The following is a 25,167-nucleotide window of genomic DNA, read 5'->3' as shown; positions in this document are numbered from 1 at the left end:
CACAGGGAATTTGATGGGGCTTTTGCACCAGACCGGCCAAAGACGCTTGTCGGCATTGATCTTTTCGTCGGCCACGTTAAGAAGGCACCCAATCGCGCAAGAGCGTCGAGCCCGTCACTTATCCGCCTCAATTGACGGGAAGAGAGCCGCGCCCAAGGCGGCCAGGTTCGGCGCTTCGGAGCGGTTCGGGCACTTCCCGTTCAGAAAGGGTTTTCCGCAATGAATTTCCGTTACTTGGCCGCGTCCGTCCGGCCGCGCGGGCGACTTCTCGCCCTGTTGACGGCGACGGCGTTGGCCGTTCCGTTTGCCGCCGAGGCCCAGACCCCTGCGCCGGCCCCCGGCGCACCCGCTGCGCCCAAGGCCTCCCCGGCCCCGGCTCCGAAGGCGGCTCCCAAGGCAGCTCCCAAGGCTCCGGCGCCCGCAGCATCGCCGCAGGCTCCCGCGCAGCAAGGCGCCCCGCAGCAGGGCGCAGCCCAGCCCGCCGATCAGCAGATCCAGCTGATCTACGCGCCCTGGACCAAGTTCTGCCTCAAGGGCCAGGACGCCAATGCCAAGCAGGTCTGCTTCACCGGCAAGGACGGCCGCATCGAATCGGGCCAGCCGGTCATCGCGGCCGTGATCATCGAGCCGGAAGGCGAGCCGAAGAAGATCCTGCGCGTGACGCTGCCGCTCGGCATGCAACTCGTGCACGGCACCCGCATCATCGTCGACAGCAACGCGCCGCTGCAGCAGCCCTATGTGATCTGCTTCCAGAACGGCTGCATGTCCGACTATGAGGCCACGCCCGAGCTCATCAACAACATGAAGAAGGGCCAGAATCTCGTTGTCCAGGCGATCAACGCCAACGGCGCGCCGCTGACCTTGCCGCTGCCGCTCACCGGCGAATTCCAGAAGGCCTATGACGGTCCGCCGACCGATCCGAAGGTGTTCGAGGAAACCCAGAAGAAGCTCCAGGAAGAGCTTCAGAAGAAGGCCGACGAGCAGCGCAAGAAGCTCGAGCAGCAGGGTGGTGGCGCGCCCGGCGCGGCTCCGACTGGTCAGAAGTAATCGGGAGCAAATCCCGGACGTGAAAAAGGCGCTCGGTTCGAGCGCCTTTTTTGCTGGCCGCCGATCGGCGACGATCAGTTCAGCGAGGGATTGCGCGGGCGATAGCCGCCGGCCTTGTCCTTGATGAAGATCTCCGCAACCTGGGAATGCCGGACCGGCTCGCCGGAATCATCCGGCAACAGGTTCTGCTCAGAGACATAGGCGACGTATTCGGATTCAGCGTTCTCCGCGAGCAGATGGTAGAACGGCTGGTCCTTGTGGGGCCGCACCTCCTCGGGAATCGACAGCCACCACTCCTCGGTGTTGTTGAATTCCGGATCGATGTCGAAGATCACCCCCCGGAACGAGAAGATCCGGTGGCGAACGACCTGTCCGATCTGGAATTTGGCGGTCCGCGCTTTAATCATTCCCCGTCGATAGACCAGGATTGTGGCCGATGCTAGTGCCCTTAGCCGGAATTAACCTTCGTTTCCGGGACGGATAGCCCCCAAGCCTTCAGAAAAAACTTCAGCAATGGTCGATATCCTCAATCTGGCGCTACCTTATTTCGGCTTGATCTTCGTCGGTTTCGCCTGCGGCAAGGTCAAGTCCATCCCGGAATCGGGGCTCGCCTGGATGAACTTCTTCCTGCTCTACGTGTCGCTGCCGGCGCTGCTGTTTGCGATCATGTCGAAGACGCCGTTTTCGGAATTGAACAATCCGCCGTTCCTGGTGGCGACGACGCTGTCGACGGTTGCGGCATTCACGCTGGCGCTGGTTGTCGGCAAGCTCTTCGGACGGCTGACGCTGCGCGAAGCGACGCTTGCGGGCCTCTCCGGCGGCTACGGCAATATCGGCTATATGGGCCCGGGCCTCGCGCTCGCGGTGCTCGGGCCGAAGGCGGCCGCGCCGACCGCGCTGATCTTCTGCTGCGACAGCATCTTCCTGTTCACGATCGTGCCGCTCTTGATCGAGCTGTCCGACCGCGACCATCCCTCGTTCGTCCACGCCTTCGGCGTCGTGCTCAAGCAGATCGTGCTCAATCCGCTGATCATGTCAGCGTGCTTCGGCGCGGCGGTGGCCGCATTGCATATCGAGCTGCCGGTCGCGCTCGACCGCACCATCACATTCCTGCAGAACGCGGCCGCGCCGACCGCGCTGTTCGTGCTCGGCGTGACCGTGGCGCTCCGTCCGTTCGATCGGGTGCCGTGGGAGGTGCCGGGCGTGATCGCGGTCAAGCTGCTGATCCATCCGCTCGCGGCGTTCGCCCTGATGCTGGCGTTCGGCCCGTTCGCGCAGCCCTGGGCCGCCACCGCCGTGCTGATGGCCTCGCTGCCGCCGGCGCTCAACGTGTTCGTCATCGCCCGGCAGAACGATGCCTGGATCGAATCCGCCTCCGTCGCAGTGCTGCTTGGCACCTTCGCGTCGGTGGTCACGCTGACCAGCGTGATGTGGGCGATCCAGACGGGACGGCTGGCGTTTCCGTAAGCGGGCTTGGCCGCCGCCAATCCTACCGCCGCCAGGTCGGCGTCAGGCCTTCGCGCATCGCAAAGCGCCGGAGCGGGCCGATGGCACCGAGGAGGTGCATGCCGACTGCGCGGACGGGCTGGAGCGGCAGGAAGTCGTTGAGCAAGGAGCGGTTGGCGATGTCGATCGCAAAGGTGCGGCTCAAGATGTCCGGCCGGCGGGCGCGATCATAGCGCTTGAGCACGTCGTCCGCGCCGGGATCCCGTCCCGCGGCGATGGCATCGCCCGCGAGCCGGGCGATGTCCGCGGAATCGCGCAGGCCGAGATTGAGGCCCTGCGCGCCGATCGGCGGCACCACATGGGCGGCTTCGCCGACCAGCCCGATACGGTCGCGGCCGAAGGATTTCGGACGCTCGATCGCGAGCGGGAACAGGTTGCGCCCGGGCTCGACATTCATGCATCCCAGGATCGAATGCGACTGCTTCTCGATCGCCGCCGACAGCTCCTCGTCGCTCAGGCCGCGCAGCCGTTCGGCCTCTGCTGGCGCCGAGACCCAGACGATGCTCGAACGGTCGCCGGGCAGAGGCACGAACACGCAAGGCCCGTGCGGTGTGTGGAACTCGGTCGAGACGTTGCGGTGGGGCCTGCTATGACCGACGTTGAAGGTCAGCGCGGTCTGGCTCAGCTCGCGCCGCGTCACCTCGATGCCGGCGGCCTCGCGGCACAGCGAGTGCCGGCCGTCGGCGCCGACCACGAGGCGAGCCGAGAGAAACTGTCCGGACGCCGTGCGCAATGCGACGTCGTCGGCTTCGATGACCACGCTTTCGGCCTCGTCGTCGAAGCGGACCAGATTGGGCAGCTCGGCCGCGCGCGCTTCCAGCGCCAGCATCAGCGCGCGGTTGTCGATGTTGTAGCCGAACGCGTCGAGGCCGATTTCGTGACAGGAGAAGCGCACCTCCGGCGCGCGGAACAGTCGGCCGGTGTCGTCGACGAGGCGCATGACTTCCAGCGCAGCAGCCTTGTCCCGGCAGCGCGACCAGACGTCGAGGCTTTCCAATAGATCGATGGAGGCACCGAGCAATGCGGTGGTGCGATTGTCGGCATAGGGAACGCGGCGCGCCACCAGTGCGGTCCGGGCACCCGCCTGCGCCAGGGCGATCGCCGCGGCAAGTCCGGCCGGTCCGCCGCCGACCACGGCCGCGTCATGGAGTGTCGATGCATCTGTCATGGAGCGACATTTGACACGCCGGGCGGCAAATTCAAGCCCACCTATATTTCCCTGATTTTATGGCGAATTGTGCGATCGTGCGCCGCAATGGCGGATGTGCAAACCGGTCGCATTCTGATAGCAGAAGCCATGGATATTCAGCAGGATTCCCTGAAGCCGAGACCGGCGATCCGCGCCGCGGCCTTCTCCGTGCACATCTTCACCGCCTTCGGCGCGGCGATCGCGCTCCTGGCGATGCTGGAGGCCGTGCGCGAGCACTGGGCGGCGATGTTTCAATGGCTGGGCGTCGCGCTGATCATCGATGCGGTCGACGGGCCGATCGCGCGCCGGCTCGACGTCAAGAACGTGCAGCCCAACTGGTCGGGTGACGTGCTCGATCTCGTGGTCGACTTCGTCACCTATGTGTTCGTGCCAGCCTATGCGATCGTCGCCAGCGGCATGCTGCTGCCGGTCGCGGCTCCCTTGCTGGGCATTGCCATCATCGTCACCAGCGCGTTGTATTTCGCCGACCAGCGCATGAAGGCCGACGACAATCATTTCCGCGGCTTCCCGGCGCTGTGGAATGCGGCCGCGTTCTATCTGTTCCTGCTGCATTGGCCGCCGCTGTGGGCGACGCTGCTGGTCGCCGCGCTGGTCGTGCTGACGTTCGTGCCGTTCCATGTGCTGCATCCGGTCCGCGTCGTCCGGCTGCGCTGGCTGACGATGTCGCTGATCGCGATCTGGGCGGTGCTCGCCTTCTACACGCTGCAGATGGATTTTCGCGTCGGCGCCGGGGTGACCCTCGTGCTCTGCGCCATCGCGCTCTGGATCAGCTTCAGCGACGCCTTGATCCGCCTGGCAAGATCCCTGGCGAGATCCTTGGTGTGATGCACCTGTTGACCAGCCCGGAAGCCTGGGCCGCGCTGCTCACCTTGACGGCGCTCGAGATCGTGCTCGGGATCGACAACGTCATCTTCATCTCGGTGATCGTCGCACGCATCCCCAAGCAGCAGGCGCATCGCGCCCGCCAGATCGGGCTGGCGCTGGCGCTGGTCTTCCGCATCATCCTGCTCAGCGTGCTGGTCTGGCTGATCGGCCTGACCGCACCGGTGTTTTCGTTTGCGGGGTTCGACTTCTCCTGGCGCGACCTGATCCTGATCGGCGGTGGACTGTTCCTGATCGCCAAGGCGACGCACGAGATTCACGGCGAGGTCGAAGCCGATGAGGGCGAGGGCGAGGAGAGGTCCGCGGGCAACGCCTTCTTCTGGGTGATCGTCCAGATCGTGATCATCGACATCGTGTTCTCGCTGGACTCGATCATCACCGCGATCGGCATGGCCCAGGACATCGAGATCATGGTCGCGGCAGTCGTGATCGCCTGCCTGATCATGTACATTTCGTCGGGGCCGGTGTCGCGATTCGTCGCGGAGCATCCGACCACCAAGATGCTGGCACTGGCCTTCCTGGTGCTGATCGGCGTCGCGCTGGTCGCGGACGGATTCCACTTCCACATTCCGCGCGGCTACATCTATTTCGCAATTGCGTTCTCGGCGGCAGTGGAGTTCTTCAACGTGCTGGCCAAGCGCAACCGCAAGAAGGCGAGCAAGCCGTCGGCCTAGCCGGTCCTGCGGGCGTCGAGTTGACAACGCGGGCGCGATGGCTTTCGCTCAGCCGCAAGAAGAGGAGGTCAGGTGATGACCAAAGCCATCCGTGTGCACAAGGTCGGAGGCCCCGAAGCCCTGGTCTATGAGAGCGTCGATGTGCCGGCGCCCGGGCCGGGCGAGGTGCGCATCCGCCAGCATGCGGTGGGCCTCAACTTCATCGACGTCTATTACCGCACCGGCCTCTACAAGGCGCCGGGATTGCCCTTCATCGCCGGCAACGAGGCTTCGGGCGAGGTTGTCGCGGTCGGGCCTGGCGTTACGCATTTTCATCCCGGCGACCGCGTTGCCTACTACCACAATCTCGGGGCCTATACCGGCGAGCGCAACCTGCCCTGGGAGAAGCTAGTCAAGCTGCCCGATCACATCACCTACGAGCAGGGCGCCGTGCTGATGTTGAAGGGGCTGACGGTCTGGTACCTGCTGCACAAGACCTTCAAGGTCGAGCCGCATCATCGCGTGCTGGTCCATGCCGCCGCCGGCGGCATCGGCCTGCTCGCCTGCCAATGGGCGAGGGCGCTCGGCGCGCATGTCATCGGCACGGTCGGCTCGCGCGAGAAGGCCGAGCTTGCGGAGGCCAATGGCTGCGATCACGTCATCCTCTACAACGAGGAGGATTTCGTCGCGCGCGTGAAGCAGATCAGCCGCAACGAGGGCTGCGACGTCGTCTATGACGGCGTCGGCAAGGCGACGTTCCCGGGCTCGCTCTCCTGCCTGAAGCCGCGCGGCATGTTCGTCTCGTTCGGCAATGCCTCGGGCCCCGTGCCGCCGTTCGCGATCGCCGAGCTCAACAATCACGGCTCGCTGTTCGCGACGCGGCCGAAGCTCAACGATTATGTCGGCACGCGCAAGGAACTGCTCGAAGGTGCCGACACGCTGTTCGCCGCGGTCATCAACGGCAAGCTGCACGTGCCGATCAACCACGCCTACGCGCTCAAGGACGCCGCCAAGGCGCATGTCGATCTCGAAAGCCGCAAGACCACGGGCGCGTCGATCTTGAAGCCGTAGCTCTTTCGGAATCGACGGTTTCGTAGGGTGGGCAAAGGCGCGGAGCGCCGTGCCCACCATTTTTCTTTGCGGTGAGAAATGGTGGGCACGCTTCGCTTTGCCCACCCTGCGGCACCTACGCCACCCGTCTTGCCGCGCCGGCCTTGGTCAAGATCGCGTCGAGACATTCGATCATCTCGGCGATCTCGCTCTTCGTGACGTTCAGCGCCGGCATGAAGCGCAAGCTGTCGACTTGCGGGGCGTTGAGCAGCACGCCGGCCTCGAACGCCTGCGCGACGATGCCCGGTGCGATCGGCAGCTTGAGATCGAGCGCGAGCAACAGGCCGCGTCCCCGGACGCCGCCGAGCCCATGCCGGGCCGAGACCTTCTGCAGCTCGCTTTCGAGCAGGAGGCCGGTCTCGGTGACCGCCTTCAGGAAGTCGGGCTTATTGACCTCCTCGAGCACCGCAAGCCCTGCCGCGCACATGATGGGATTGCCGTTGAACGTGCCGCCCTGATCGCCATGCTCGAAGCATGACGCGCGTTCGGTCGCGAGCAGGGCGGCGAGCGGCACGCCGCCGCCGATGCCCTTGCCGAGCGTCATGATGTCGGGCGCGATGCCTGTATGCTCGTAGTGGAAGAGCTTTCCGGTCCGGCCCATGCCGGTCTGGATCTCGTCGAAGATGAGCAAGAGGCCATGCGCCTCGGTCAGCGCGCGCAGCTGCTGCAGGAACCGATCGGACGCAGGCCATACGCCGGATTCCCCCTGGATCGGCTCGAGCATCACGGCGACGGTGTTGGCGTTGATCAGCTTTTCCACCGAGGCGATGTCGTTCAGCTTGGCCTTCTTGAAGCCGGCGACCTTCGGCTCGAATAGCGGCTCGAACGCCTTCTTGCCCGAGGCCGACATCGTCGCCAACGTTCTTCCGTGGAAGCCGCCTTCGAAGCTGATGATCTCGAACGCGCCGCCTTTGTGCAGGCTGCCATATTTGCGCGCGAGCTTGATCGCACCCTCATTGGCTTCCGCGCCGGAATTGGCGAAGAACACTTGATCGAAGGCACTTTTCTCGACCAGCGCCTGCGCAAGCTTGAGGCTCGGCTCGTTGTAGAAGGCCGGGCTCGGCGTCAGCAGCCGCCTGGCTTGAGCGGCGAGCGCATCGGCGATCGCGGGCGGGGAGTGGCCGAGGCAGTTCACGGCCCAGCCCTGCACGAAATCGAGATAGCGCTTGCGGCCGTCGTCCCAGAGGTAGGAGCCGGCGCCGCGGACGAACACGGCCTTGGGCCGTGCGGTGATGTCCATCAGCGCGTCATACGGATGCGTGGTCATGTCGTACTCCTCTGGAGGCGGGTGGAAAAAGGGGCGCAAAAAGCAGAAAGGCCGCACCTTGCGGGTGCGGCCTTTCTCGAAAACTGGCTGAATTCAGTGGTTCAGCGGCGTCCTCGGACATGGCGCACCCTCTCGTCGTCGCGGGAGCGACGGCGGAGCATTTCGGTGCGCTGGCTGGTCCGGGCGTTGATCATGGGGCGCGTCCGTACAGCCTAACGGCAGGACTTGTCAAGCAGGCTTTTTGCAGAATGCACGCCGAGCGTGCATCGCTCAGGTCGGGTGCGCGGCTTCCTCGGCCTCGTTGCAATCGCGGTGACCCCTGCGTGAATGCATTATAGTGTCACATTCCTGCGTGACGCTTACTCGACGCCGTAATGCGAGAACACATCGGCGATGCCGGCGTTGAGTGCCTTGGCGGCCGCGATGTCGCGCTCGGCGCCGTCACGGTCACCCTTCTTGCGCTTCGCCAGCCCGCGGCCGTAGAGCGAGCCGTCGAGCCCCGGCTTGATGCTCAGCGCGGCATCGTAGTCGGCAATCGCCGCGTCGATGTCGCCGAGCTTGAGATGGGCGAGGGCGCGGCTGTCCAGCGTCTCGGCATCGTTGGGAGCCATCTTCAGCGACTGTTCGCAATCGGCCAGCGCCTCTTGCAGGCGGCCGACGATCGCGCGGGTGAAGCAGCGCGAATTGAACACGTCCGCCCGGTTCGCATTCGCTCTGATGGAGCGGTCGTAATCGTCGAGCGCCAGCGCATAATCGTGCGTATCGAAATACATGTTCGCGCGCGCATAGAAGTCGCGGTCGTTGTTCGGACTGAGATCGATCGTTCTGGCGAAATCGGCCAGCGCTCGGGGGCGGTCGCCGCGGTCGCGATAGATGCGGGCGCGGTTGCCGTAGGCTGGCCCGTAGTTCGGGTCGAACCTGATCGACAGATCGAAGTCCGCAAGTGCTCTCGCATCGTCGCCGTGGTTGCTGAAGGCGGTGCCGCGATTGAAATAGGCGAGCGCGAATTTCGGATCGAGCTTGATAGCCTGATCGTAGTCGGCCATCGCGAGCTCGTAGGCCTTCTTGTGAATGTGGGAGTTGCCGCGGTTGTTGAAATAGAGCGGGTCGCGGGCGTTCAGCCGAATGGCGCGCGTATAGTCGGCAATGGCGCGGTCGGCGTCGCCGAGATCGTCATAGGCGATGCCGCGATTGTACAGGAGGTCGGGATCCCTGGCATCGAGGTCGATGGCGCGGCTGAAGTCGGCCACGGCGCGCTCGGCCTCGCCCCGTCGCCGAAACATTTCGCCGCGATTGGCGAGCGCATGCACATCGTCTGGATTGGCCTTGAGCAGGGCCGAGCAGCCGGCGAAGCGCCGCTCGTCGCTGCCTCCGCCATCGTCGGCGAAGCACCACTGGCGGGCCTGCGCGGGCGATGGCGATCGCGCGTTGGCGGGGGCCGGCAGCGCGAGCAGGGCCATCGTCAGGACGATTGCGGACAGCTTGAGGAAAATCCCCGACGTTTCATCGTGTTTCATTGTTTCCTGCGTCGAAACCATTGCGCCTCTAGCGTGTTTGTGATCGAAGGACGCGACTTGGTTCGAACCGAATGCACCACGGCCCAGACCAAGAAGGCGGGACCAACCAGATAGCTCAAAGCCTTGTCCGATACGCCCTATCCGATCGACCTCGACAGCATCCGCGGCGCGTTTCCGCCTGGCATCGAGGCGCCGCCGCTGCTGGTCGACTTTGCGGCCTGGCTCAAGGGGCGTCCCTGGGGCAGCGTCGGCTGCTTCTCGCTGCAGGGCCAATTCTCGGATTCCGCGCCGATCGTCGACGGCAGTCCCTTGCGCGAAAGGTTTTCGCTGTTCATGCGGCTGCCGGACGGCTCGGCCGTCGGCGGCTGGTACGGCGCCGGCCTTGACCGTGACAACCCGCCGATCGTCGGACTGGGATCCGAGGGCGATTACGAATTGCTGGCGCCAAGCCTCGACGGGCTGCTTGCCAAGCTGACGTCGCAAGCTTTCGACAAGGCCTGGCGCGATCTCAAGCCGCACGACGAGGTCGAGTGCCAGACCGTCGAGCTGGCGCAATGGCTCGCCGAACGGCCGACGGGCGAGGCGGCTGCGCCGGACGAGGATGCATCGGAGCTGCCCGACTTCCGCGGCTTCATGGAAAAATGGAGCCGGGACCGCGAGGACTATTGGGCTAACCATCGCATGATGGCCGAACTCGGCTGGCGGCTGGCTGCCCATCTGCCCAAGGGCAAGAATGCCTGGGATAATACGCGTTTCGAGGTCGCGATCGTCGGCAAGCAATACCAGGCGCGAATCCTCAAGCAGGGGGCGCAGCCGTTCGAGGAAGCCACATCGATCGAATCTCTGCTGCGCGAGCTGCGCGAACAGATGTGGAAGGCTCAGCCTGAGCTCGGGTTATGGTATGCGATGAGGTTCGGACTCTACGCCGATGGTCGCGTCATGCCGAGCTTCGAATACGATGCGCGCCCGATAGTCGCCGGCGAACCTGCGAAATTGTCCGAGGCTCAGGCCGATCTCGCCCGCGCTCCGCGCCCGGAGCGCTGGGTGCCGAAATGGCTGACGGAATCCTGAAGCTCGGGATCCGAGTGTTATTGCTGCCCAGCCGGCGCCCCGAAATCTTCTCCTGTCGTGCCATGCCGACCTCGCAGGAATGGCACCTTTCGATCTCGATTGCGATCCCCCTTGACTTAGAGTGCGCTCGAAGGGGTATCTGTACGTGCGTCAGTACGAGAACGGGCACACATGAAGATCGGCGATCTCGCAAAGCGAACCGGCCTGTCGGCTCACACGTTGCGCTATTACGAGCGCATCGGGCTGCTGCCATACGCAGACCGGGATCGTTCCGGCCAGCGTGACTTTGACGCGTCGATCCTCACATGGATCACATTCATCGGTCGGCTCAAGACCACGGGAATGCCGATCCGGGACATGTTGCGCTATGCAGCGCTTCGTGATGAAGGCGAAGCCACCGGGGCAGCCCGACGGCAGATGCTGGAAATCCACCGGGAACGGGTTCGCACGCAGCTTGCCGAACTCAGGGAATGCCTGCTCGTCCTTGATACCAAGATCGCCGGCTATGCCAGCGATGAACAGAGGACGAAGCAAAATGACGCACGCCCAAGAAGCCGAAAGCCGCTTCGATCGCGGCCAGCGGGCCCTGTCGCGCATTGACGGCAGAGCCGGCGAAAAGGTGGTCGCCTCACTCGCCGACATCGCTCCGGATTTCGCACGATACGTGATCGAGTTTCCCTTCGGCGACATTTACAGCCGCCCGGACCTTGGACTGCGCGATCGGGAGATCGCAACGATCGCTGCGCTGACGGCGCTCGGAAATGCCGCGCCTCAGCTCAAAGTGCACATCGAGGCGGGCCTGAACGTCGGGCTGTCTCGCGACGAGATCGTGGAGATCATCATGCAGATGGCCGTCTATGCGGGCTTCCCGGCGGCTGTGAACGGGCTGTTCGCAGCCAAGGAGGTGTTTTCCGCGCGTGAGGCCTGACTGCATCCCTATCGTCATTGCGAGCGTAGCGAAGCAATCCAGACTGTCTCCGCGGAGGGATTCTGGATTGCTTCGCTGCGCTCGCAATGACGGAAGAGTCAGAACCCCGCGACGCTGCCGTGCAAGTCGTACTGATCCGCCCGCTCGATTTTCGCGGTGACGATCTCGCCGACACGGAGCGGGCGGCGGCTGGAGAGATAGACGGCACCGTCGATCTCGGGCGCATCGGCCTTGGAGCGGCCCTTCGCAACGGTCGGACCAACCTCGTCGATGATGATCTGCTGGCGCGTGCCGACCTTGCGCTTCAGCCGGCGCGCCGAGATTTTCTGCTGCCGGGCCATCAGCGCGTTGTAGCGCTCCTGCTTGACCTCTTCGGGGACGGGATTCTCGATCGCGTTCGAGGTGGCGCCGGCGACCGGCTCGTATTTGAAGCAGCCAACGCGGTCGATCTCGGCCTCATCGAGCCAGTCGAGCAGATAGGTGAAGTCGGCATCGGTCTCGCCGGGGAAGCCGACGATGAAGGTCGAGCGCAAGGCGAGATCGGGACATTGCTCGCGCCAGCGCTTGATCCGCGCCAGCGTCTTGTCCTGCGCGGCCGGACGCTTCATCGCCTTCAGCACCTCGGGGCTCGCATGCTGGAACGGGATGTCGAGATAGGGCAGCACCTTGCCCTCGTTCATCAGCGCGATGACCTCGTCGACATGCGGGTAGGGATAAACATATTGCAGCCGGACCCAGGCTCCCAACTCGCCGAGCTCGCGCGCGAGGTCGAGAAATTTGGCGCGGACCTGGCGGTCCTTCCATGGGCTCTCGGCGTATTTCAGATCGACGCCGTAGGCCGAGGTGTCCTGCGAGATCACCAGCAGCTCCTTGACGCCGGCGCCGACCAGCCGCTCGGCCTCGCGCAGCACGTCGTCGGCGGGGCGCGAGACCAGGTCGCCGCGCAGCTTCGGAATGATGCAGAAGGTGCAGCGGTTGTTGCAGCCCTCGGAGATCTTCAGATAGGCGTAGTGGCGCGGCGTTAGCTTGATGCCCTGCGGCGGCACCAGGTCGAGATGGGGATTGTGCGCCGGCGGCAGTGCGCGGTGCACGGCGTCTAGCACACTCTCGTACTGCTGCGGGCCGGTGATGGAGAGCACGCCCGGATAGGCCTGCTCGATAGCTTCCGGTTCCGCGCCCATGCAACCCGTTACGATCACCTTGCCGTTCTCGGCCATGGCCTCGCCGATCGCCGAGAGGGATTCGTGCTTGGCGCTGTCGAGGAAGCCGCAGGTGTTGACGATGACGATGTCCGCCCCGTCATGCTTGCGGGCGAGCTCGTAGCCCTCCGCGCGCAGGCGCGTAATGATGCGCTCGGAATCCACCAAGGCCTTGGGGCAGCCGAGTGACGTGAATGAAATGCGCGGCGCTCTGTCCATGTAATCGCCTGGAGCCTATCTGAATTGTCTGGATTTGCGATCCAAGTAATTGAACCGATGGCGAAATTCAATAACTAACGTATGCGGCCCGCTGCTAAAGCAGGTCCTCGCGCGTATTTGGCGTGATCGGCCAGTCACCAGGGAAGGTATGGACTGACCAAGGGTTCCTAGGCTGGAAGCTCATTCGGATCGAGCGAGTGGTAGATCCGAGGTGAATTGCTCGAACGCGCCCGTTTTGGTTGTTATTCTGTTTCTTGCTTGATTTCACGGAGCTTAACCGCGATGCGTCGTTTCATCCTCGGCATGGCATTCGTTACCGTTTCCTATTGTGCGATGTTCCCGGCGCGAGCTGAAGTCGACAAGATCATCCATGTCTGCGATCGGCAAGAACGATTGTGCCCGGAATTCAGGCCACGCGTGAAGGTCCCCGATGGGTGGAGGAGGGACGAGGCCGCGAGCCTCAAGTACGGCGCCTCGATGTTCGTGCCCAACGGGAAGACTTTCGGCAAGGCCGAAGTGATCATCTATGCCGAAGGCCGCTACAACAAGGAGCAGACCGAATTGGTTCAATGGGTCGCAACGAGCGATAAGGATTGGGCGACGACATCCGGCAAGAATGCCAAGATCGCCACGCTTCCCTCGGTCAACCCCAAGGTCATCATCAACCGCTACGACAATCCGTCCCTGAAGGACCAGCCGGTTGAAGTGATCGCGCATTACGCCGATCTCGACCATGACGGCAATTCCTACGTCGTGCGGCTAGCGGTCTCCGGCCGCAACGAGACGGCGGTGCTGGCCGCCGTGCCACTTATCGAAAAGATGATCGCTGGCGCGAAGATTCCGTGAGAGCGTAAGCGGAGATGGCAGCTGCCGTCGGGCGGGAGTCGGCGGCCTCGAAAGTTTGCATTCGTTGCCTCACGCGCACCCGAGTGACACGAAGCTGACCTTGGGCGCAGCCGTCTGATCCTATCTGATCTGCCTGATTGACCGGCCTGTGCTAGTTCCAATTGCCCATAATTACAACCCTTTGCATGGTTCGCGGGCGTGCTATGGATGAATCACCTGCCGTGAGTGAGCCATGAGCGCCGAACAGTCGCCCAAAATCGTGATCGTCGACGAAAGCCCGATCCGGGCTGCGATCCTGGAGGAGGGGTTGCGCGAAGCCGGATTCACCCAGGTCGTCCATATCAGCGAGATGCAGAGCCTCTTGGCCCGTATTTATGCGGCGGACCCCGACATCATCGTGATCGATCTCGAAAACCCCAGCCGCGACGTGCTGGAGGCGATGTTCCAGGTCAGCCGCGCGGTGAAGCGGCCGGTCGCGATGTTCGTCGACCAGAGCGATTCAGCCTCGATCCAGGCCTCGGTCGAGGCGGGGGTGTCGGCCTATATCGTCGACGGGCTGAAGAAGGAGCGCATCAAGCCGATCCTCGACCTCTGCGTGTCCCGCTTCAACGCCTTCGCCAAGCTCCAGGAGGAGCTGGAGCGCACCAAATCGCAACTCGAGGACCGCAAGATCATTGAACGCGCCAAGGGCATCCTGATGAAGGTGAAGGGCCTGACCGAGGACGAGGCCTATGTGCTGCTGCGTTCCACCGCGATGCGCGAGAAGAAGAAAATCGGCGAGATCGCGCAGTCGATCATCACCGCGTCGGAGATGCTGAAATGACTGCTACCCTCCGCATCGGGTTCATTCCGCTGGTCGATGCTGCCGCGCTGATCGTCGCCGTCGACAAGGGCTTTGCCGCCACTGAAGGGCTTGATGTCGAGCTGGTGCGCGAGGTCTCCTGGTCGAACGTCCGCGACAAGCTCAATATCGGCCTGTTCGATGCGGCGCATCTGCTGGCGCCGGTCGCGATCGCGTCCTCGCTCGGGCTCGGTCACGTCAAGGTGCCGATCGCCGCACCCTTCAATCTCGGCGTCAACGGCAACGCCATCACGGTGTCGCCTGCGCTCCATGCCGCGCTGATGGAGGAGATCGACGGCGATCGCTTCGACCCGATGGCGACGGCGAAAGCGCTGGCGAAGGTCGTTGCCAAGCGCCGCAAGGCCGGTGCGGAGCCGCTGACCTTCGGCATGACCTTCCCGTTCTCCACCCACAATTATCAATTGCGGTTCTGGATGGCTGCGGCGGGCGTCGATCCCGACGAGGATGTGCGCCTCGTGGTGCTGCCGCCGCCCTATATGGTCGACAGTCTCAAGAACGGCCATGTCGATGCGTTCTGCGTCGGCGCGCCCTGGAACTCGGTCGCGGTCGATCTCGGCATCGGCCACATCCTGCACTTCGTCTCCGACATCCTGGTCCGGGCAGCGGAGAAGGTGCTGGCGGTCCGCCAGACCTGGGCCGACAAGAACCCGGATGTGGTCGCAGCGTTGGTGCGGGCCGCCGTGAAGGCCGCCGAGTTCATCGAGCATCCCGAGAACCGGACCGAGGCGGCGCAAATCCTGGCGCAGCCGGAACGGATCGGCGTCGACGCCGAGGTCATCCAGCGCACTCTCACCGGGCGCCTGAAGATCTCGCCCGATGGCACCTTCCGCGAAAGCAGCCGCTACCTGCTGGTCGGACGCGAAGGGGCAGGGCGGCCCGATCCGGTCCAGGCCGCCTGGCTCTATGCGCAGATGGTGCGCTGGGGCCAGACGGCGCTCACCCCCGACGGCGTCAAGACGGCGATGGCGGTGTTCAGGCCCGATCTCTACGACGCGGCGCTCGGCAACAAGGCGCCGGCCGAGGCTCCCGCAGCGTTCGGCGCCTTCGCCGGGCCGACTTTCGACCCGGCCGATATCCGCGGACATCTCGAGGCCTTCGGGGTCGGACGCTGGAAAGCCTGATTCGAAATTGCTTCGGTTTTGAGCATGTGGGTTGGTTGGCTAATGTTTGAGCTGAGTGCTCGAATTTCGGGTGAGTTCCCGCGCCGGCATCTGCCGTCCCTCGTTATAACCATCTGAAAATTCATGATTTTCGATTTCCGCCAAGCTGGCACGCAACTTGAATGTTGCACTGCGGCCAGCTTGTCATAGGTGCCTGCTGAGCCAAGTCCCGCAGCAACGAAGCTGATCGGACCGTGGGTGACGAAGCCGGCTCCTGAGCCAGCCTGATGTTCCTCGCGGGTCGCGCAATCCGTCGAAGCCACCGAAGGTGGCCGCAGGAGCTTCGTTACCGACCATGAAAATCGATACGCTCTCAGTCGACTTTACCGACGAGCAGAAACGCTATCTCGAAGGCTTCACGACCGGCCTGCAGATCAGCCGCGTCGGCCGCGGCCTTGGTGGCAGCAGCAGCAAGGCGAATGCCGAGCCTGTTGGTCCCGATGCCGCGCACCTCAAGGCGCAGGACAAGGTCATCGCGTCGGGCAAGAAGCTCGCCGACCAGGAGAAGTTCAAGCGCGACGAGCATCCCTTCGATGCCTATCCGCGGCTGCGCCAGCAGGCCCTCGACAACACCCCGCCGAGCCCGGCGGACAATTTCCGCTGGCGCTATTACGGCATCTTCTACGTTGCCCCGACGCAGGACTCCTACATGTGCCGCCTGCGCATCCCGAACGGCATCATGAAGCATTGGCAGCTGTCGGGCCTTGCCGATCTCGCCGACGAGCTCTGCGGCCCCTACAGCCACGTCACGACGCGCGCCAATCTCCAGCTGCGCGAGATTCCGCCGAAGCACGCGATCAGAATGATCGAGGGCATCCAGGAGCTCGGCCTGTGCTCGCGCGGCTCCGGCGCCGACAACATCCGCAACGTGACGGGAACGCCGACCGCCGGCATCGATCCGCAGGAGATCATCGACACGCGGTCCTATGCCCGCGAGTGGCACTACCACATCCTCAACGATCGCTCGCTCTACGGCCTGCCGCGCAAGTTCAACGTCGCCTTCGACGGCGCCGGCAGGATTGCGGTGCTGGAAGAGACCAACGATATCGCCTTCACGGCCTATGAGGTGAAGGACGGCTTCGGCGTCGAGCCGGGCGTCTGGTTTCGGCTCGGCCTCGGCGGCATCACCGGCCACAAGGATTTTGCGAAATATTCCGGCATCATCGTCAGGCCGGAGCAGGCGACCGCAATTGCCGACGCCATCGTGCGCGTGTTCATCGAGCATGGCGACCGCACCAACCGCAACAAGGCACGGCTGAAATACGTGCTCGACGCGATGGGCCATGACGGCTTCCTCAAACTGGTCGAGGAGCGGTTGAAGACGCCGTTTATGCGCGTGCCGGAAGAGGCTTTCGCGCCGCGCCCCGCCGCGGACCGCATGGCCCATATCGGCGTGCACAAGCAGAAGCAGGACGGCCTCAACTGGATCGGCGTATCGCTGACGCTCGGCAAACTCAGCTCCGATCAGATGCGGGGCCTCGCCAAGGTCGCGCGTGACCTCGGTGACGGCGAGATCCGGCTCACGGTCTGGCAGAACCTGTTAATCTCGGGCGTGCGCGACGAGAATGTCGAGCTCGCCATTGCCGCCATCAAGCAGATCGGGCTCGCGGTCGAAGCCTCGCACATCCGCGCCGGGCTGATCGCCTGCACCGGCAATGCCGGCTGCCGTTTCGCGGCGTCCAACACCAAGCGGAATGCCGCCGAGATCGGTGATTGGTGCGAGCCGCGCGTCGCCATGGACAAGCCGGTCAACATCCATTTGACCGGCTGCCATCATTCCTGCGCGCAGCATTACATCAGCGACATCGGCCTGATCGGCGCACGCGTGCCCGTGAACGAGGAGGACACGGTCGAGGGCTATCACCTCTTCACCGGCGGCGGGTTCGGCCCTGACGCAGATGTCGGGCAGGAGGTCTATCACGACCTCAAGGCCGAGGACGCGCCGAAGACGGTCGAGGCGCTGCTCAAGGCCTATCTCGCCCATCGCGCCTCGCCCGATGAAACCTTCCTCGCCTTCGCGCGCCGCCACGACGGCGAAACGCTGCGCAAGCTTGCCGATGCACAGGTGTCCGCATGAACCAGATCACGCCTCCGCCGAAACTCGACATCATTCCCGCCAGCGCGCCGTTCTCCGACGCGCAGCGCTCCTGGCTCAACGGCTTCTTTGCCGGACTGCTCTCGCCTGATGTCGCGACGCCCCTGTCAGCAGAGCAGGGCGCCGCGGTCATGCCGGCCGGCGACGGCGACGACGGCGAAGCGCCGTGGCACGACCAGACCATGCCGATCGCCGAGCGGATGAAGCTTGCCGAAGGCCGTCCCCTGCGCCGCAAGATGATGGCGGCGATGGCACAGCAGGATTGCGGCCAGTGCGGCTACAATTGCCACGATTATTCCGAGGCGATCGCGAGCCGCAGCGAAGCGCGGCTCAATCTCTGCGTCCCCGGCGGCAAGGAAACCGCGCGGATGCTGAAGTCGCTGTACGAGGAGCTCGACAAGGCGCCTGCCGCCAAAACCGCCGACAAGCCCGATGCTCCGGCGCCGGCCGTGACCGTGACGATCGCAGAGCCCGGCCGCTCGCGCGACAATCCGATCCAGGCGACCTTCCTGTCGCGCCGTCTTCTCAACAAGGGCAAGTCGGAGAAGGAGACCTATCACATCGAGTTCGATCTCTCCGAGAGCAAGCTCGACTATGTCGTTGGTGACAGCTTCGGCGTCTTCCCGCGCAACGACGTCGGCCTCGTCGACCAGGTCATCGCGCTGCTCGGTGCCTCCCACACGACCAAAGTCAATGGCAAGACGCTGCGCGAGGTGCTGATCGACGACGTCTCGCTGTCGCCGGCGCCCGACACGCTGTTCGAGCTGATCTCCTTCATCACCGGCGGCGCGGCCCGCGAGAAGGCGCGGGCGCTGGCGCAAGGCGAGGATCCCGATGGCGATTCCGCGACCCTCGACGTGATGGCGGCGCTGCAGAAGTTTTCCGGCACGCGGCCGCATCCCGAGGCCTTCGTCGAGGCGCTGGAGCCGCTGCAGCCGCGGCTCTACTCGATCTCGTCCTCGCACAATGCGACGCCGGGAAAGCTGTCACTCACGGTGGACTCGGTGCGCTACGTCATCGGCAAGCGCAAGCGGCTCGGCGTCGCCTCGACCTTCCTCGGCGAGCGGATCAACGAGGGCGAGAAGCTCAAGGTCTATGTGCAGAAGGCGCACAATTTCGGCCTGCCGCAGGATCCGAAGACGCCGATCATCATGGTCGGTCCCGGCACCGGCATCGCGCCGTTCCGCGCCTTCCTGTTCGACCGCAAGGCGACCGGCGCGCCCGGCAAGAACTGGCTGTTCTTCGGCCACCAGCGCAGCGATTGCGACTTCTTCTACCAGGACGAGCTCAACGCGATGAAGACCTCGGGTCTGCTGACGCGGCTGTCGCTGGCCTGGTCGCGCGACGGCGAGAAGAAGTTCTACGTGCAGGACCGCATGCGCGAGGTCGGCCGCGAATTGTGGACCTGGCTCGCCGAAGGCGCACATCTCTATATCTGCGGCGATGCCAAGCGCATGGCCAAGGACGTCGAGCGCGCGCTGGTCGACATCGTCGCCCAGTTCGGGGCACGTTCGACCGATGAGGCCGTCAGCTTCGTCGCCGAGCTCAAGAAGACCGGCCGCTTCCAGGCTGACGTGTACTGAGCTTCAGCTAGACCGGGACGAGGAAATTCGTTTCGATTTGCTCGGTTCTGTAGGGTGGGCAAAGGCGCGCCCTTCGCGCGCCGTGCCCACCGTTATTAAGTGGTGGGCACGCTTCGCTTTGCCCACCCTACGAGAGCTGTCATCCCGGCGTCATCCGAGCCGGTTCCAACTGGCTCGGATTTGAACGAATAAGGTTCTCGGAACCCGGCGGTGAAGAGAATTTGCATCTGCGATGTGGCGCTATCAGAGAAGGCGCATCGCTATTTCCGCCACCATCTTGCCTCCCGCCCTGGTTGATCCTTCATACTCCCGCAAATGGGGCGTTGGAGATCGACCATGCGCGAACTATCGGCGGAAGCCAGGCTGCACTTCTACGCGCGCTCGCTCTCGCGCCGGACCGGGGCGAGCATGCACCACGTTGCGATGTACAGCGCGTTTGCGGTGATCGCAGCGATTGTCTTCGGGACGCTCTCGGTGCATCCGTTTTGAAGGTCTCGTAGGGTGGGCAAAGGCGCGTAGCGCCGTGCCCACCATCTCTTCCTATCGTGATAGGTGGTGGGCACGCTTCGCTTTGCCCACCCTACAGTACCTACGGCACCTTTCGTGCCTCACGCCCCGCGCTTGAACGGCGCCACCTCGATCCCCGCAGCCTTCAACGCCTGACGCACCCCGCGCGCGATCTCGACCGCGCCGGGCGTATCGCCGTGGATGCAGACCGTATCCGTGCGCATCTTGATGACCTTGCCGGACACCGACACCACCGCGCCGTCCTGCACCATGCGCACCACGCGGTCCGCGATCGCCTTGGCGTCGTGCAGCACCGCGCCCGGCTTCTTGCGCGAGACGAGGTTGCCGTCGTCCTCATAGGCGCGATCGGCGAACACCTCGTGCACCATCGGCAGGTTGGCCTCTTCGCCGGCCTTCACCAGCTTCGAATTGGCGAGCACGACGAAGATCAGGCTGGGATCCACCGCCTTGATGCCGGCGGCGATCGCCTTCGCCGTCATGTCGTCCTCGCAGGCGACATTGGAGAGCGCGCCATGCGCCTTCACATGGGTGACCTTGTGGCCGGCCGCGGTCGCGATCGCCTGCAACGCGCCGATCTGGTAGGCGACGAGGTTCTCGATCTCGGAGGCCTTGAGCCCTGCGATCGGATGCCGGCCGAAGCCGTGCAGGTCGCGATAGCCGGGATGCGCGCCGACCGAGACGCCGCGCGCCTTCGCAAGCTCCACCGTCCGGCGCATGATGTCGGGGTCGCCGGCATGGAAGCCGCAGGCGACGTTGACCGAGCTTGCGAGCTCGATCATGGCGGCGTCGTTGCCCATCTCCCACGCACCAAAACCTTCGCCGAGGTCGCAATTCAGATCGACTGTTTTCATGGGTTGCTCTCCGCCTCTGCTCTTGTTGTCGCTTACGGCTCCGCCGTGACCTGCCAGGTCCCGGCATCGACCGCGCTGACCGCATAGCCGGCCACGTTAGCATCGCTGAGCGCCTCGATGTTGAGCGTGACGGTGTCGGAGGAGCGCAGGCGATCGGGCAGGCTGCGGATCGCTTGCGCGAACTTGCGCGCCTCGTCCTGCGCTTCGGCCATGCTGACCGCCTTGAAGCGGAACGCGGTTCCTGCCGAGGTCTGGGCGAGGCGGCCGATATCGGCCGTGATCACGGTGGCGATCTTCGGATAGCCGCCGGAGGTGCCGCGATCCATCATCAGCGCGATCGGCGCGCCGTTGCCGGGCACCTGGATGCTGCCGTTCACCGTGCCGTCGGAGACGATGTTGTGGCCGTGCAGATGCTTGATCGCGGGGCCCTCGAGCCGGTAGCCCATGCGGTCTGACGTCGCCGAGATCTTCCACTCGCTATCCAAGAACAGCGCCTTGCTGGCGTCGTCGAACTCGTCGTCCTGAGGACCCAGCAGCACGCGGATCGGACCTGCCGCCAGCTTCGGCAGCTCGATGCGCAGCTCCGGTGCACCGCTCGCGGCATCGACAGTGAACTCGTCACCGGCCTGGAGTGGGCGCGGGTAGGGGCTGCCGAGGCCGGCGCGGGCGTTCACCGCGAGACTGCCAAACACCTTCTCGCCTCTGATGGCGCCTTCGATCGCGAGATAGGTGAAGGCGCCGCCGCGGGCGAAGCCGAGCGTCAGCGTCTGGCCGTCCTTCAGTGTCACCGAGGTGTCCATCGCGACCGGGCTGCCGGCGACGTCCGCATTGCGCTGCGCGCCCGATATCGCCAAGCGCACGGCGCCGTCGCGGGCGGTGAAGGAGGCGCCGAACGGGCCGATCTCGATGGCGGCCGCGAACGGCTCGTTGCCGACCAGTGTGTTCGCCGCCGCAAGCGACAGCCGGTCCATCGCCCCGCTCACCGTCAAGCCATAGCGCTGCGCGCCGTGGCGACCGCCGTCCTGGACCGAGCTGGCAGGGCCGATGCTGGCAACGACGAGCCGGCTCATGCGTCCACCTGCTCGGCGACGATCTCGCCGGCTTCCGCGGCGCGGTCCATGTCCTCGAACGTCTTGTGGTCGATGGCGTAGAACGTGACGCGGTCACCGGGCTCGGTGAGGAAGGTCGGATCGCGGTGGAGCTGATAGGTTCGGACCGGGGTGCGGCCGAGCAGGTGCCAGCCGCTCGGGGCGGCGAGGCACTGGATGCCGGCCTGGATGCCGCCGATCGAGATCGTGCCGGCCGGCGTCAGCAGCCGCGGCGACTGCCGCCGCGACATGTGCAGGAATTTGTCGAGGCCGCTGAGATAGGACCAGCCCGGCGTGAAGCCGATCATGGCAACCTTGTAATCGCCGCCCGAATGCCTGATGACGATGTCATCCGGCGTGGTGCCCAGCGACTTGGCGACGTCCTCGAGGTCGATGCCGTGCTCGCCGCCATAGGCGACGGGCACGCGCCAGCGGCGCGCTTTGGTGACCGGCGGCAGCGGCCGGGTGGCGATGGGGAGGATCTTTTCGCCGAGCGCATCGAAGCCGATCTTGCCGGGATCGTAGTGGACCAGCAGCGAGCGGTAGGTCGGCACGGTCTCGGTGATGCCGTCGATGGGCGCAGCTAGCAGGGCCTTGTCGAGCGCCAGCACGCGCTGGTTGGCATCGTCGTCGATGGTGCGGCTGAACTCGACCGTGACGGCACTGTCGCCACTGGGCAGAAGGCGGGGCGGGGGAAGCGTCGCGGCCATTGAGCTGTCAGTGCGCTGTCGAAATCGGGCTTCTCAGGAACGCGGGCTCGACCTTGAGTTCCGCTTGTCCCTGCTTCGCGTAAATGTGCCCGCAAGTCCAATAAATTAATCCAAGGGCGCGCGATAAACCCTTGTTATCGCGTCGCATAACAGCTCGGCGGCCCTGCGTAATTGCCAGCCTCTTGGCCCTTGACGCAAAGCTCGCGGCTCGCAAGATGCGCGCGTTCTTTCCCGCACCTCGGAGCTCGTTCTCGTCCATGTCGCTGTCCCCCCAAGCCCGCAAGACCCTCGCCGGCATCACCACCGCCACCATCACCACGGTCCTGCTGAAGAAGGGCCTGCGCAATGTGTGGATGCGCGGCGCGCGTCCGCTGCGCCCCGGTTTGCCGCGGCTGGTGGGACCGGCCTTCACGCTGCGCTTCGTGCCGGCGCGCGAGGATCTGGCGACGCCGGAATCCTGGTCGTCGCCGATCTCGACCCGCACCGCGATCGAGGCGATGCCGGAGGGCTGCATCGCCGTCGTCGATGCCATGGGCATCACCGACGCCGGCATCTTCGGTGACATTCTCTGCGCGCGCATGGTCAAGCGCGGCGTCACCGCGCTCGTCACCGACGGCGTGGTGCGCGACGTCGAGGGCGTGCTCGGCACCAATTTGCCGGTGTGGTGCGACGGCTATGCCGCGCCGCCATCGGTTGCGGGCCTCACCTTCGTCGGCTGGGGCGAGCCGATCGGCTGTGGCGGCGTTGCCGTTTTCCCGAACGACATCGTGGTCGCCGACCAGGACGGCTGCGTGCTGATTCCGCAGGCGATGCTCGAACACGTCCTCAATGAGGGCGTCGAGCAGGAGCGGATGGAAGCCTGGATCGTGAATGAGGTGAACAACGGCGCGGTGCTGCCCGGCCTCTATCCCATGAACGCCGAAACCAAGGCGCGCTACGCCGCCAGCAAGAAGTAACGGATAAGGAAACGAGGACTCTCATGGACATCACGCTCGCCGGCACGCGGCCGACCCGCCGCGCGCCGAAGGAACATTTCACCGGCACCGTGTGGCAGGACCCCATCAACATGGCCCCGGCGCCTGCGCGGTTGAACGTCTCGCGCGTCGCATTCGAGCCGGGCGCACGCACCAACTGGCACCACCATCCGCTCGGCCAGACGCTCTACGTGATCTCGGGCGTCGGCCGCGTTCAGACCAAGGGCGGCCCGGTCCAGGAAATCCGTCCCGGCGACACCGTCTGGATTCCGCCGGGTGAAGTGCATTGGCACGGCGCCTCGCCGACCAACGGCATGTGCCACATCGCCATGCAGGAAGCGCTCGACGGCGTCTATTCGACCTGGCTGGAGCCGGTCACGGACGCGGAGTACGGCGCGGCTATCGGCTGACGCTCTCATGTCCCGGACAAGACGCATCGCGCAAGGCGATGCGTCGCCGATCCGGGACCCAGAGTCTTCCAGCGACTGAGATGCTGGGTCCCGGCTCAGCGGCGCAGCGTTACACGCTGCACCGCGTCCGGGACACGGCACCTACATGCGCTCTGCCGTCCAGGTGCCCGTGCACATCGCACCGCGCCAAGTGCCGGAGCCTGACGTGCCGCTGAGCCGGCCGAAGCCGACGGCACGCTTGATGCCGGTGCTCAAGGTGACGTTGACGTTGCCGGCCTCGGCGACGCGGCCCGACGCCGACACTGCGGCGCTGCTCGATGCGATCTGACCGTTGTTGATCCCGATCGCGACCGTCGCGCCGTTGCCGCAAGCCTGGCTCGATGAGACAATGCGGACATTCCATGCGCCGTCGAAGCTGCTCGTCGCAGCGCCTGCCTGTGTGAGCGGGAAGACGATGGCGACAATGGTAGCGAAAAGGCCCTTGCGAAATCCCGTCATGACACGCCCCTGCGATTGATGATGCGGGGATTGTGACATCGACGAGGAACCGGCGATGTGAGGGCTGTCACGCGAGCAGCAGGCTCTGTGAGATAGCGCACGTCGCCGCGGACAAAGCAAAGGGGCCCGGATCGCGGGCCCCTTTTTTGGTCAGCGCGCCGGAGCCGAACTCAGTTCACCCGCGTCCAGGTCTGGCCGCCGCAGAACATGCCGCCGAAGGCGCAGCCCTGAACGCGTAGCCGGTCGGTGCCCTTCATGGCAATCGTCGAATCGTAGGTCGAGCCCGAGTTGGGATCGAGGATGCGGCCGGACCATTTCTGGTCCTTGCCGGGCTTCATGTTGATCAGCACCTGCTCGCCGTTCTGGTTCGACTTGCTGTCGACCGAATAGCCGCAGAGGTTGGTGCCGCATTGCTCGATGCGGACCTTGCCTTCCTTCTCCTCGGTAAGCCACATGCCGACCGGCGAATTGAGGTCGCGCGTCGGCGCAGCCGCCGGAGCAGGGGGCGCGACGGCAGCCTGAACGGGAGCGGGGGCAGGCGCCGCGGCGGGCGGCGGAAGGAGCGGGAGCTGGTGCCGGAGCAGCCGGCGCTTGCGGGTCGACCGTGGCCTGCTGCGGCGCCGTCTCGTTCTTCTTGGCCTTCTTGGGCTTGCTCTGGCCGGTGTTGTCGTAGACGCCGGGGATCTGCACCGTGCCGCGATCGGGATCGATGCGGATGGTGTGCCCGCCATATTCGAACGTGTACTGTGCCTGCGCGGCGGTGCTCGCCAAAAGGAATGCGGCCGTGGCCAACAGCTTCCTCATTTCCGTCTCCTGAACAGGTGGTCCCGCACCGACGCTTACGCGCCGGCTCGCTTGCAAAAAGTGATCTAGATCACTGTCGTTGCTGTGAGTCGTCTTCCGGCGGTTCCGGGTTCAATAGGCCCGGAGCGGGTCCAAAGTTTGGCCGGGCA

General features: G+C 64.8%; 25 protein-coding genes and 1 pseudogene. 16 read left to right on the top strand and 10 right to left on the bottom strand.

Annotation, left to right across the window (positions count from 1 at the left end; genetic code table 11):
* Positions 1–219: 219 nt before the first annotated feature.
* Positions 220–1,047, top strand: a complete 828-nt coding sequence (locus DCG74_RS24640) for an invasion associated locus B family protein (protein ID WP_172783763.1) — start codon at positions 220–222, stop codon at positions 1,045–1,047.
* A 74-nt stretch (positions 1,048–1,121) separates the two neighbouring features.
* Here the strand turns inward: DCG74_RS24640 and hspQ are convergent, their stop codons facing one another.
* Positions 1,122–1,454 (bottom strand): heat shock protein HspQ, encoded by a 333-nt coding sequence (hspQ, locus tag DCG74_RS24635; protein ID WP_008564941.1) that lies wholly within the window; start codon positions 1,452–1,454, stop codon positions 1,122–1,124.
* Between the two features lie 106 nt (positions 1,455–1,560).
* On the opposite strand from hspQ, the gene DCG74_RS24630 reads away from it, so the two are divergent.
* Positions 1,561–2,514 (top strand): AEC family transporter, encoded by a 954-nt coding sequence (locus DCG74_RS24630; protein ID WP_172783764.1) that lies wholly within the window; start codon positions 1,561–1,563, stop codon positions 2,512–2,514.
* A 22-nt stretch (positions 2,515–2,536) separates the two neighbouring features.
* Here the strand turns inward: DCG74_RS24630 and DCG74_RS24625 are convergent, their stop codons facing one another.
* On the bottom strand, positions 2,537–3,721 hold the full coding sequence (locus DCG74_RS24625; protein ID WP_172783765.1) for a UbiH/UbiF family hydroxylase: 1,185 nt from the start codon (positions 3,719–3,721) through the stop codon (positions 2,537–2,539).
* Positions 3,722–3,808: 87 nt separating this feature from the next.
* On the opposite strand from DCG74_RS24625, the gene pcsA reads away from it, so the two are divergent.
* The 3 genes from pcsA (at position 3,809) to DCG74_RS24610 (ending at position 6,369) form a co-directional block, all read left to right on the top strand.
* On the top strand, positions 3,809–4,588 hold the full coding sequence (pcsA, locus tag DCG74_RS24620) for a phosphatidylcholine synthase (RefSeq protein ID WP_172783766.1): 780 nt from the start codon (positions 3,809–3,811) through the stop codon (positions 4,586–4,588).
* The gene (locus tag DCG74_RS24615; RefSeq protein ID WP_172783767.1) at positions 4,585–5,319 is read left to right on the top strand and encodes a TerC family protein; all 735 of its coding nucleotides are present in this window, start codon (positions 4,585–4,587) and stop codon (positions 5,317–5,319) included. Before pcsA ends, DCG74_RS24615 begins: the two co-directional genes overlap by 4 nt.
* Before the next feature lie 75 nt (positions 5,320–5,394).
* A complete protein-coding gene (locus DCG74_RS24610) occupies positions 5,395–6,369 on the top strand; it encodes a quinone oxidoreductase (RefSeq protein WP_172783768.1) in 975 nt (324 codons plus the stop codon).
* Between the two features lie 115 nt (positions 6,370–6,484).
* On the opposite strand, the gene DCG74_RS24605 is transcribed toward DCG74_RS24610, so the two are convergent.
* Both DCG74_RS24605 and DCG74_RS24600 read right to left on the bottom strand, forming a co-directional pair.
* Positions 6,485–7,675, bottom strand: coding sequence for an acetylornithine transaminase (locus DCG74_RS24605; RefSeq protein ID WP_172783769.1), 1,191 nt, complete (start codon positions 7,673–7,675; stop codon positions 6,485–6,487).
* Positions 7,676–8,034: 359 nt separating this feature from the next.
* On the bottom strand, positions 8,035–9,192 hold the full coding sequence (locus tag DCG74_RS24600; RefSeq protein WP_246708711.1) for a tetratricopeptide repeat protein: 1,158 nt from the start codon (positions 9,190–9,192) through the stop codon (positions 8,035–8,037).
* 123 nt (positions 9,193–9,315) lie between these two features.
* Between DCG74_RS24600 and DCG74_RS24595 the strand changes: the two genes are divergently transcribed.
* From DCG74_RS24595 to DCG74_RS24585, 3 genes are all read left to right on the top strand, one after another.
* Positions 9,316–10,263, top strand: coding sequence for a hypothetical protein (locus DCG74_RS24595; RefSeq protein ID WP_172783771.1), 948 nt, complete (start codon positions 9,316–9,318; stop codon positions 10,261–10,263).
* A 171-nt stretch (positions 10,264–10,434) separates the two neighbouring features.
* On the top strand, positions 10,435–10,863 hold the full coding sequence (locus DCG74_RS24590) for a MerR family transcriptional regulator (protein WP_172783772.1): 429 nt from the start codon (positions 10,435–10,437) through the stop codon (positions 10,861–10,863).
* Complete coding sequence (locus DCG74_RS24585; RefSeq protein WP_172783773.1) at positions 10,799–11,191, top strand: carboxymuconolactone decarboxylase family protein; 393 nt, start codon at positions 10,799–10,801, stop codon at positions 11,189–11,191. The genes DCG74_RS24590 and DCG74_RS24585 overlap by 65 nt, the downstream gene beginning before the upstream one ends.
* A gap of 98 nt (positions 11,192–11,289) precedes the next feature.
* On the opposite strand, the gene rimO is transcribed toward DCG74_RS24585, so the two are convergent.
* Positions 11,290–12,609, bottom strand: coding sequence for a 30S ribosomal protein S12 methylthiotransferase RimO (gene rimO / locus DCG74_RS24580; RefSeq protein ID WP_172783774.1), 1,320 nt, complete (start codon positions 12,607–12,609; stop codon positions 11,290–11,292).
* 282 nt (positions 12,610–12,891) lie between these two features.
* On the opposite strand from rimO, the gene DCG74_RS24575 reads away from it, so the two are divergent.
* The 6 genes from DCG74_RS24575 to DCG74_RS24550 all read left to right on the top strand — a co-directional run bounded on the left by DCG74_RS24575 (position 12,892) and on the right by DCG74_RS24550 (position 19,644).
* Positions 12,892–13,455: a hypothetical protein gene (locus tag DCG74_RS24575; protein WP_172783830.1), complete on the top strand. Its 564-nt coding sequence runs from the start codon at positions 12,892–12,894 to the stop codon at positions 13,453–13,455.
* Between the two features lie 232 nt (positions 13,456–13,687).
* On the top strand, positions 13,688–14,278 hold the full coding sequence (locus DCG74_RS24570; protein ID WP_036012463.1) for an ANTAR domain-containing response regulator: 591 nt from the start codon (positions 13,688–13,690) through the stop codon (positions 14,276–14,278).
* Positions 14,275–15,438, top strand: coding sequence for a CmpA/NrtA family ABC transporter substrate-binding protein (locus tag DCG74_RS24565; protein WP_172783775.1), 1,164 nt, complete (start codon positions 14,275–14,277; stop codon positions 15,436–15,438). The genes DCG74_RS24570 and DCG74_RS24565 overlap by 4 nt, the downstream gene beginning before the upstream one ends.
* A gap of 334 nt (positions 15,439–15,772) precedes the next feature.
* The gene (locus tag DCG74_RS24560; protein WP_172783776.1) at positions 15,773–17,554 is read left to right on the top strand and encodes a NirA family protein; all 1,782 of its coding nucleotides are present in this window, start codon (positions 15,773–15,775) and stop codon (positions 17,552–17,554) included.
* A complete protein-coding gene (locus DCG74_RS24555; RefSeq protein ID WP_172783777.1) occupies positions 17,551–19,155 on the top strand; it encodes a sulfite reductase subunit alpha in 1,605 nt (534 codons plus the stop codon). Before DCG74_RS24560 ends, DCG74_RS24555 begins: the two co-directional genes overlap by 4 nt.
* A gap of 336 nt (positions 19,156–19,491) precedes the next feature.
* On the top strand, positions 19,492–19,644 hold the full coding sequence (locus DCG74_RS24550) for a hypothetical protein (RefSeq protein ID WP_036028094.1): 153 nt from the start codon (positions 19,492–19,494) through the stop codon (positions 19,642–19,644).
* Between the two features lie 119 nt (positions 19,645–19,763).
* Here the strand turns inward: DCG74_RS24550 and DCG74_RS24545 are convergent, their stop codons facing one another.
* The 3 genes from DCG74_RS24545 to DCG74_RS24535 are packed head-to-tail and all read right to left on the bottom strand — an operon-like array spanning position 19,764 to position 22,332.
* Entirely contained in the window at positions 19,764–20,534 is a 771-nt protein-coding gene (locus DCG74_RS24545) for a LamB/YcsF family protein (protein WP_172783778.1), read from the bottom strand.
* A gap of 32 nt (positions 20,535–20,566) precedes the next feature.
* Positions 20,567–21,604: a biotin-dependent carboxyltransferase family protein gene (locus DCG74_RS24540; RefSeq protein WP_172783779.1), complete on the bottom strand. Its 1,038-nt coding sequence runs from the start codon at positions 21,602–21,604 to the stop codon at positions 20,567–20,569.
* A complete protein-coding gene (locus DCG74_RS24535; protein ID WP_172783780.1) occupies positions 21,601–22,332 on the bottom strand; it encodes an allophanate hydrolase subunit 1 in 732 nt (243 codons plus the stop codon). Before DCG74_RS24535 ends, DCG74_RS24540 begins: the two co-directional genes overlap by 4 nt.
* A gap of 257 nt (positions 22,333–22,589) precedes the next feature.
* Between DCG74_RS24535 and DCG74_RS24530 the strand changes: the two genes are divergently transcribed.
* On the top strand, positions 22,590–23,288 hold the full coding sequence (locus DCG74_RS24530; protein ID WP_172783781.1) for a ribonuclease activity regulator RraA: 699 nt from the start codon (positions 22,590–22,592) through the stop codon (positions 23,286–23,288).
* 23 nt (positions 23,289–23,311) lie between these two features.
* Positions 23,312–23,716, top strand: a complete 405-nt coding sequence (locus DCG74_RS24525) for a cupin domain-containing protein (protein WP_172783782.1) — start codon at positions 23,312–23,314, stop codon at positions 23,714–23,716.
* A gap of 141 nt (positions 23,717–23,857) precedes the next feature.
* Here the strand turns inward: DCG74_RS24525 and DCG74_RS24520 are convergent, their stop codons facing one another.
* Both DCG74_RS24520 and DCG74_RS24515 read right to left on the bottom strand, forming a co-directional pair.
* Positions 23,858–24,214, bottom strand: a complete 357-nt coding sequence (locus DCG74_RS24520) for a hypothetical protein (RefSeq protein WP_172783783.1) — start codon at positions 24,212–24,214, stop codon at positions 23,858–23,860.
* A 170-nt stretch (positions 24,215–24,384) separates the two neighbouring features.
* Positions 24,385–25,018 (bottom strand): annotated as a pseudogene (locus DCG74_RS24515) (DUF2147 domain-containing protein).
* Between the last annotated feature and the right edge of the window lie 149 nt (positions 25,019–25,167).

Source organism: Bradyrhizobium sp. WBAH42 (assembly GCF_024585265.1).
Taxonomy (GTDB): Bacteria; Pseudomonadota; Alphaproteobacteria; order Rhizobiales; family Xanthobacteraceae; genus Bradyrhizobium.
The sequence above is the reverse complement of the archived record's forward strand: the minus strand, read 5'-3'. Positions and strand labels throughout refer to the sequence as shown.

Bases quoted from the DNA above. Each gene is read 5' to 3' on its own strand.
- DCG74_RS24640 (WP_172783763.1), top strand. From the start codon at position 220: ATGAATTTCCGTTACTTGGCCGCGTCCGTCCGGCCGCGCGGGCGACTT.
- hspQ (WP_008564941.1), bottom strand. From the start codon at position 1,454: ATGATTAAAGCGCGGACCGCCAAATTCCAGATCGGACAGGTCGTTCGC.
- DCG74_RS24630 (WP_172783764.1), top strand. From the start codon at position 1,561: ATGGTCGATATCCTCAATCTGGCGCTACCTTATTTCGGCTTGATCTTC.
- DCG74_RS24625 (WP_172783765.1), bottom strand. From the start codon at position 3,721: ATGACAGATGCATCGACACTCCATGACGCGGCCGTGGTCGGCGGCGGA.
- pcsA (WP_172783766.1), top strand. From the start codon at position 3,809: ATGGCGGATGTGCAAACCGGTCGCATTCTGATAGCAGAAGCCATGGAT.
- DCG74_RS24610 (WP_172783768.1), top strand. From the start codon at position 5,395: ATGACCAAAGCCATCCGTGTGCACAAGGTCGGAGGCCCCGAAGCCCTG.
- DCG74_RS24605 (WP_172783769.1), bottom strand. From the start codon at position 7,675: ATGACCACGCATCCGTATGACGCGCTGATGGACATCACCGCACGGCCC.
- DCG74_RS24600 (WP_246708711.1), bottom strand. From the start codon at position 9,192: ATGAAACACGATGAAACGTCGGGGATTTTCCTCAAGCTGTCCGCAATC.
- DCG74_RS24590 (WP_172783772.1), top strand. From the start codon at position 10,435: ATGAAGATCGGCGATCTCGCAAAGCGAACCGGCCTGTCGGCTCACACG.
- DCG74_RS24585 (WP_172783773.1), top strand. From the start codon at position 10,799: ATGACGCACGCCCAAGAAGCCGAAAGCCGCTTCGATCGCGGCCAGCGG.
- rimO (WP_172783774.1), bottom strand. From the start codon at position 12,609: ATGGACAGAGCGCCGCGCATTTCATTCACGTCACTCGGCTGCCCCAAG.
- DCG74_RS24575 (WP_172783830.1), top strand. From the start codon at position 12,892: ATGCGTCGTTTCATCCTCGGCATGGCATTCGTTACCGTTTCCTATTGT.
- DCG74_RS24570 (WP_036012463.1), top strand. From the start codon at position 13,688: ATGAGCGCCGAACAGTCGCCCAAAATCGTGATCGTCGACGAAAGCCCG.
- DCG74_RS24565 (WP_172783775.1), top strand. From the start codon at position 14,275: ATGACTGCTACCCTCCGCATCGGGTTCATTCCGCTGGTCGATGCTGCC.
- DCG74_RS24560 (WP_172783776.1), top strand. From the start codon at position 15,773: ATGAAAATCGATACGCTCTCAGTCGACTTTACCGACGAGCAGAAACGC.
- DCG74_RS24555 (WP_172783777.1), top strand. From the start codon at position 17,551: ATGAACCAGATCACGCCTCCGCCGAAACTCGACATCATTCCCGCCAGC.
- DCG74_RS24550 (WP_036028094.1), top strand. From the start codon at position 19,492: ATGCGCGAACTATCGGCGGAAGCCAGGCTGCACTTCTACGCGCGCTCG.
- DCG74_RS24545 (WP_172783778.1), bottom strand. From the start codon at position 20,534: ATGAAAACAGTCGATCTGAATTGCGACCTCGGCGAAGGTTTTGGTGCG.
- DCG74_RS24540 (WP_172783779.1), bottom strand. From the start codon at position 21,604: ATGAGCCGGCTCGTCGTTGCCAGCATCGGCCCTGCCAGCTCGGTCCAG.
- DCG74_RS24535 (WP_172783780.1), bottom strand. From the start codon at position 22,332: ATGGCCGCGACGCTTCCCCCGCCCCGCCTTCTGCCCAGTGGCGACAGT.
- DCG74_RS24530 (WP_172783781.1), top strand. From the start codon at position 22,590: ATGTCGCTGTCCCCCCAAGCCCGCAAGACCCTCGCCGGCATCACCACC.
- DCG74_RS24525 (WP_172783782.1), top strand. From the start codon at position 23,312: ATGGACATCACGCTCGCCGGCACGCGGCCGACCCGCCGCGCGCCGAAG.
- DCG74_RS24520 (WP_172783783.1), bottom strand. From the start codon at position 24,214: ATGACGGGATTTCGCAAGGGCCTTTTCGCTACCATTGTCGCCATCGTC.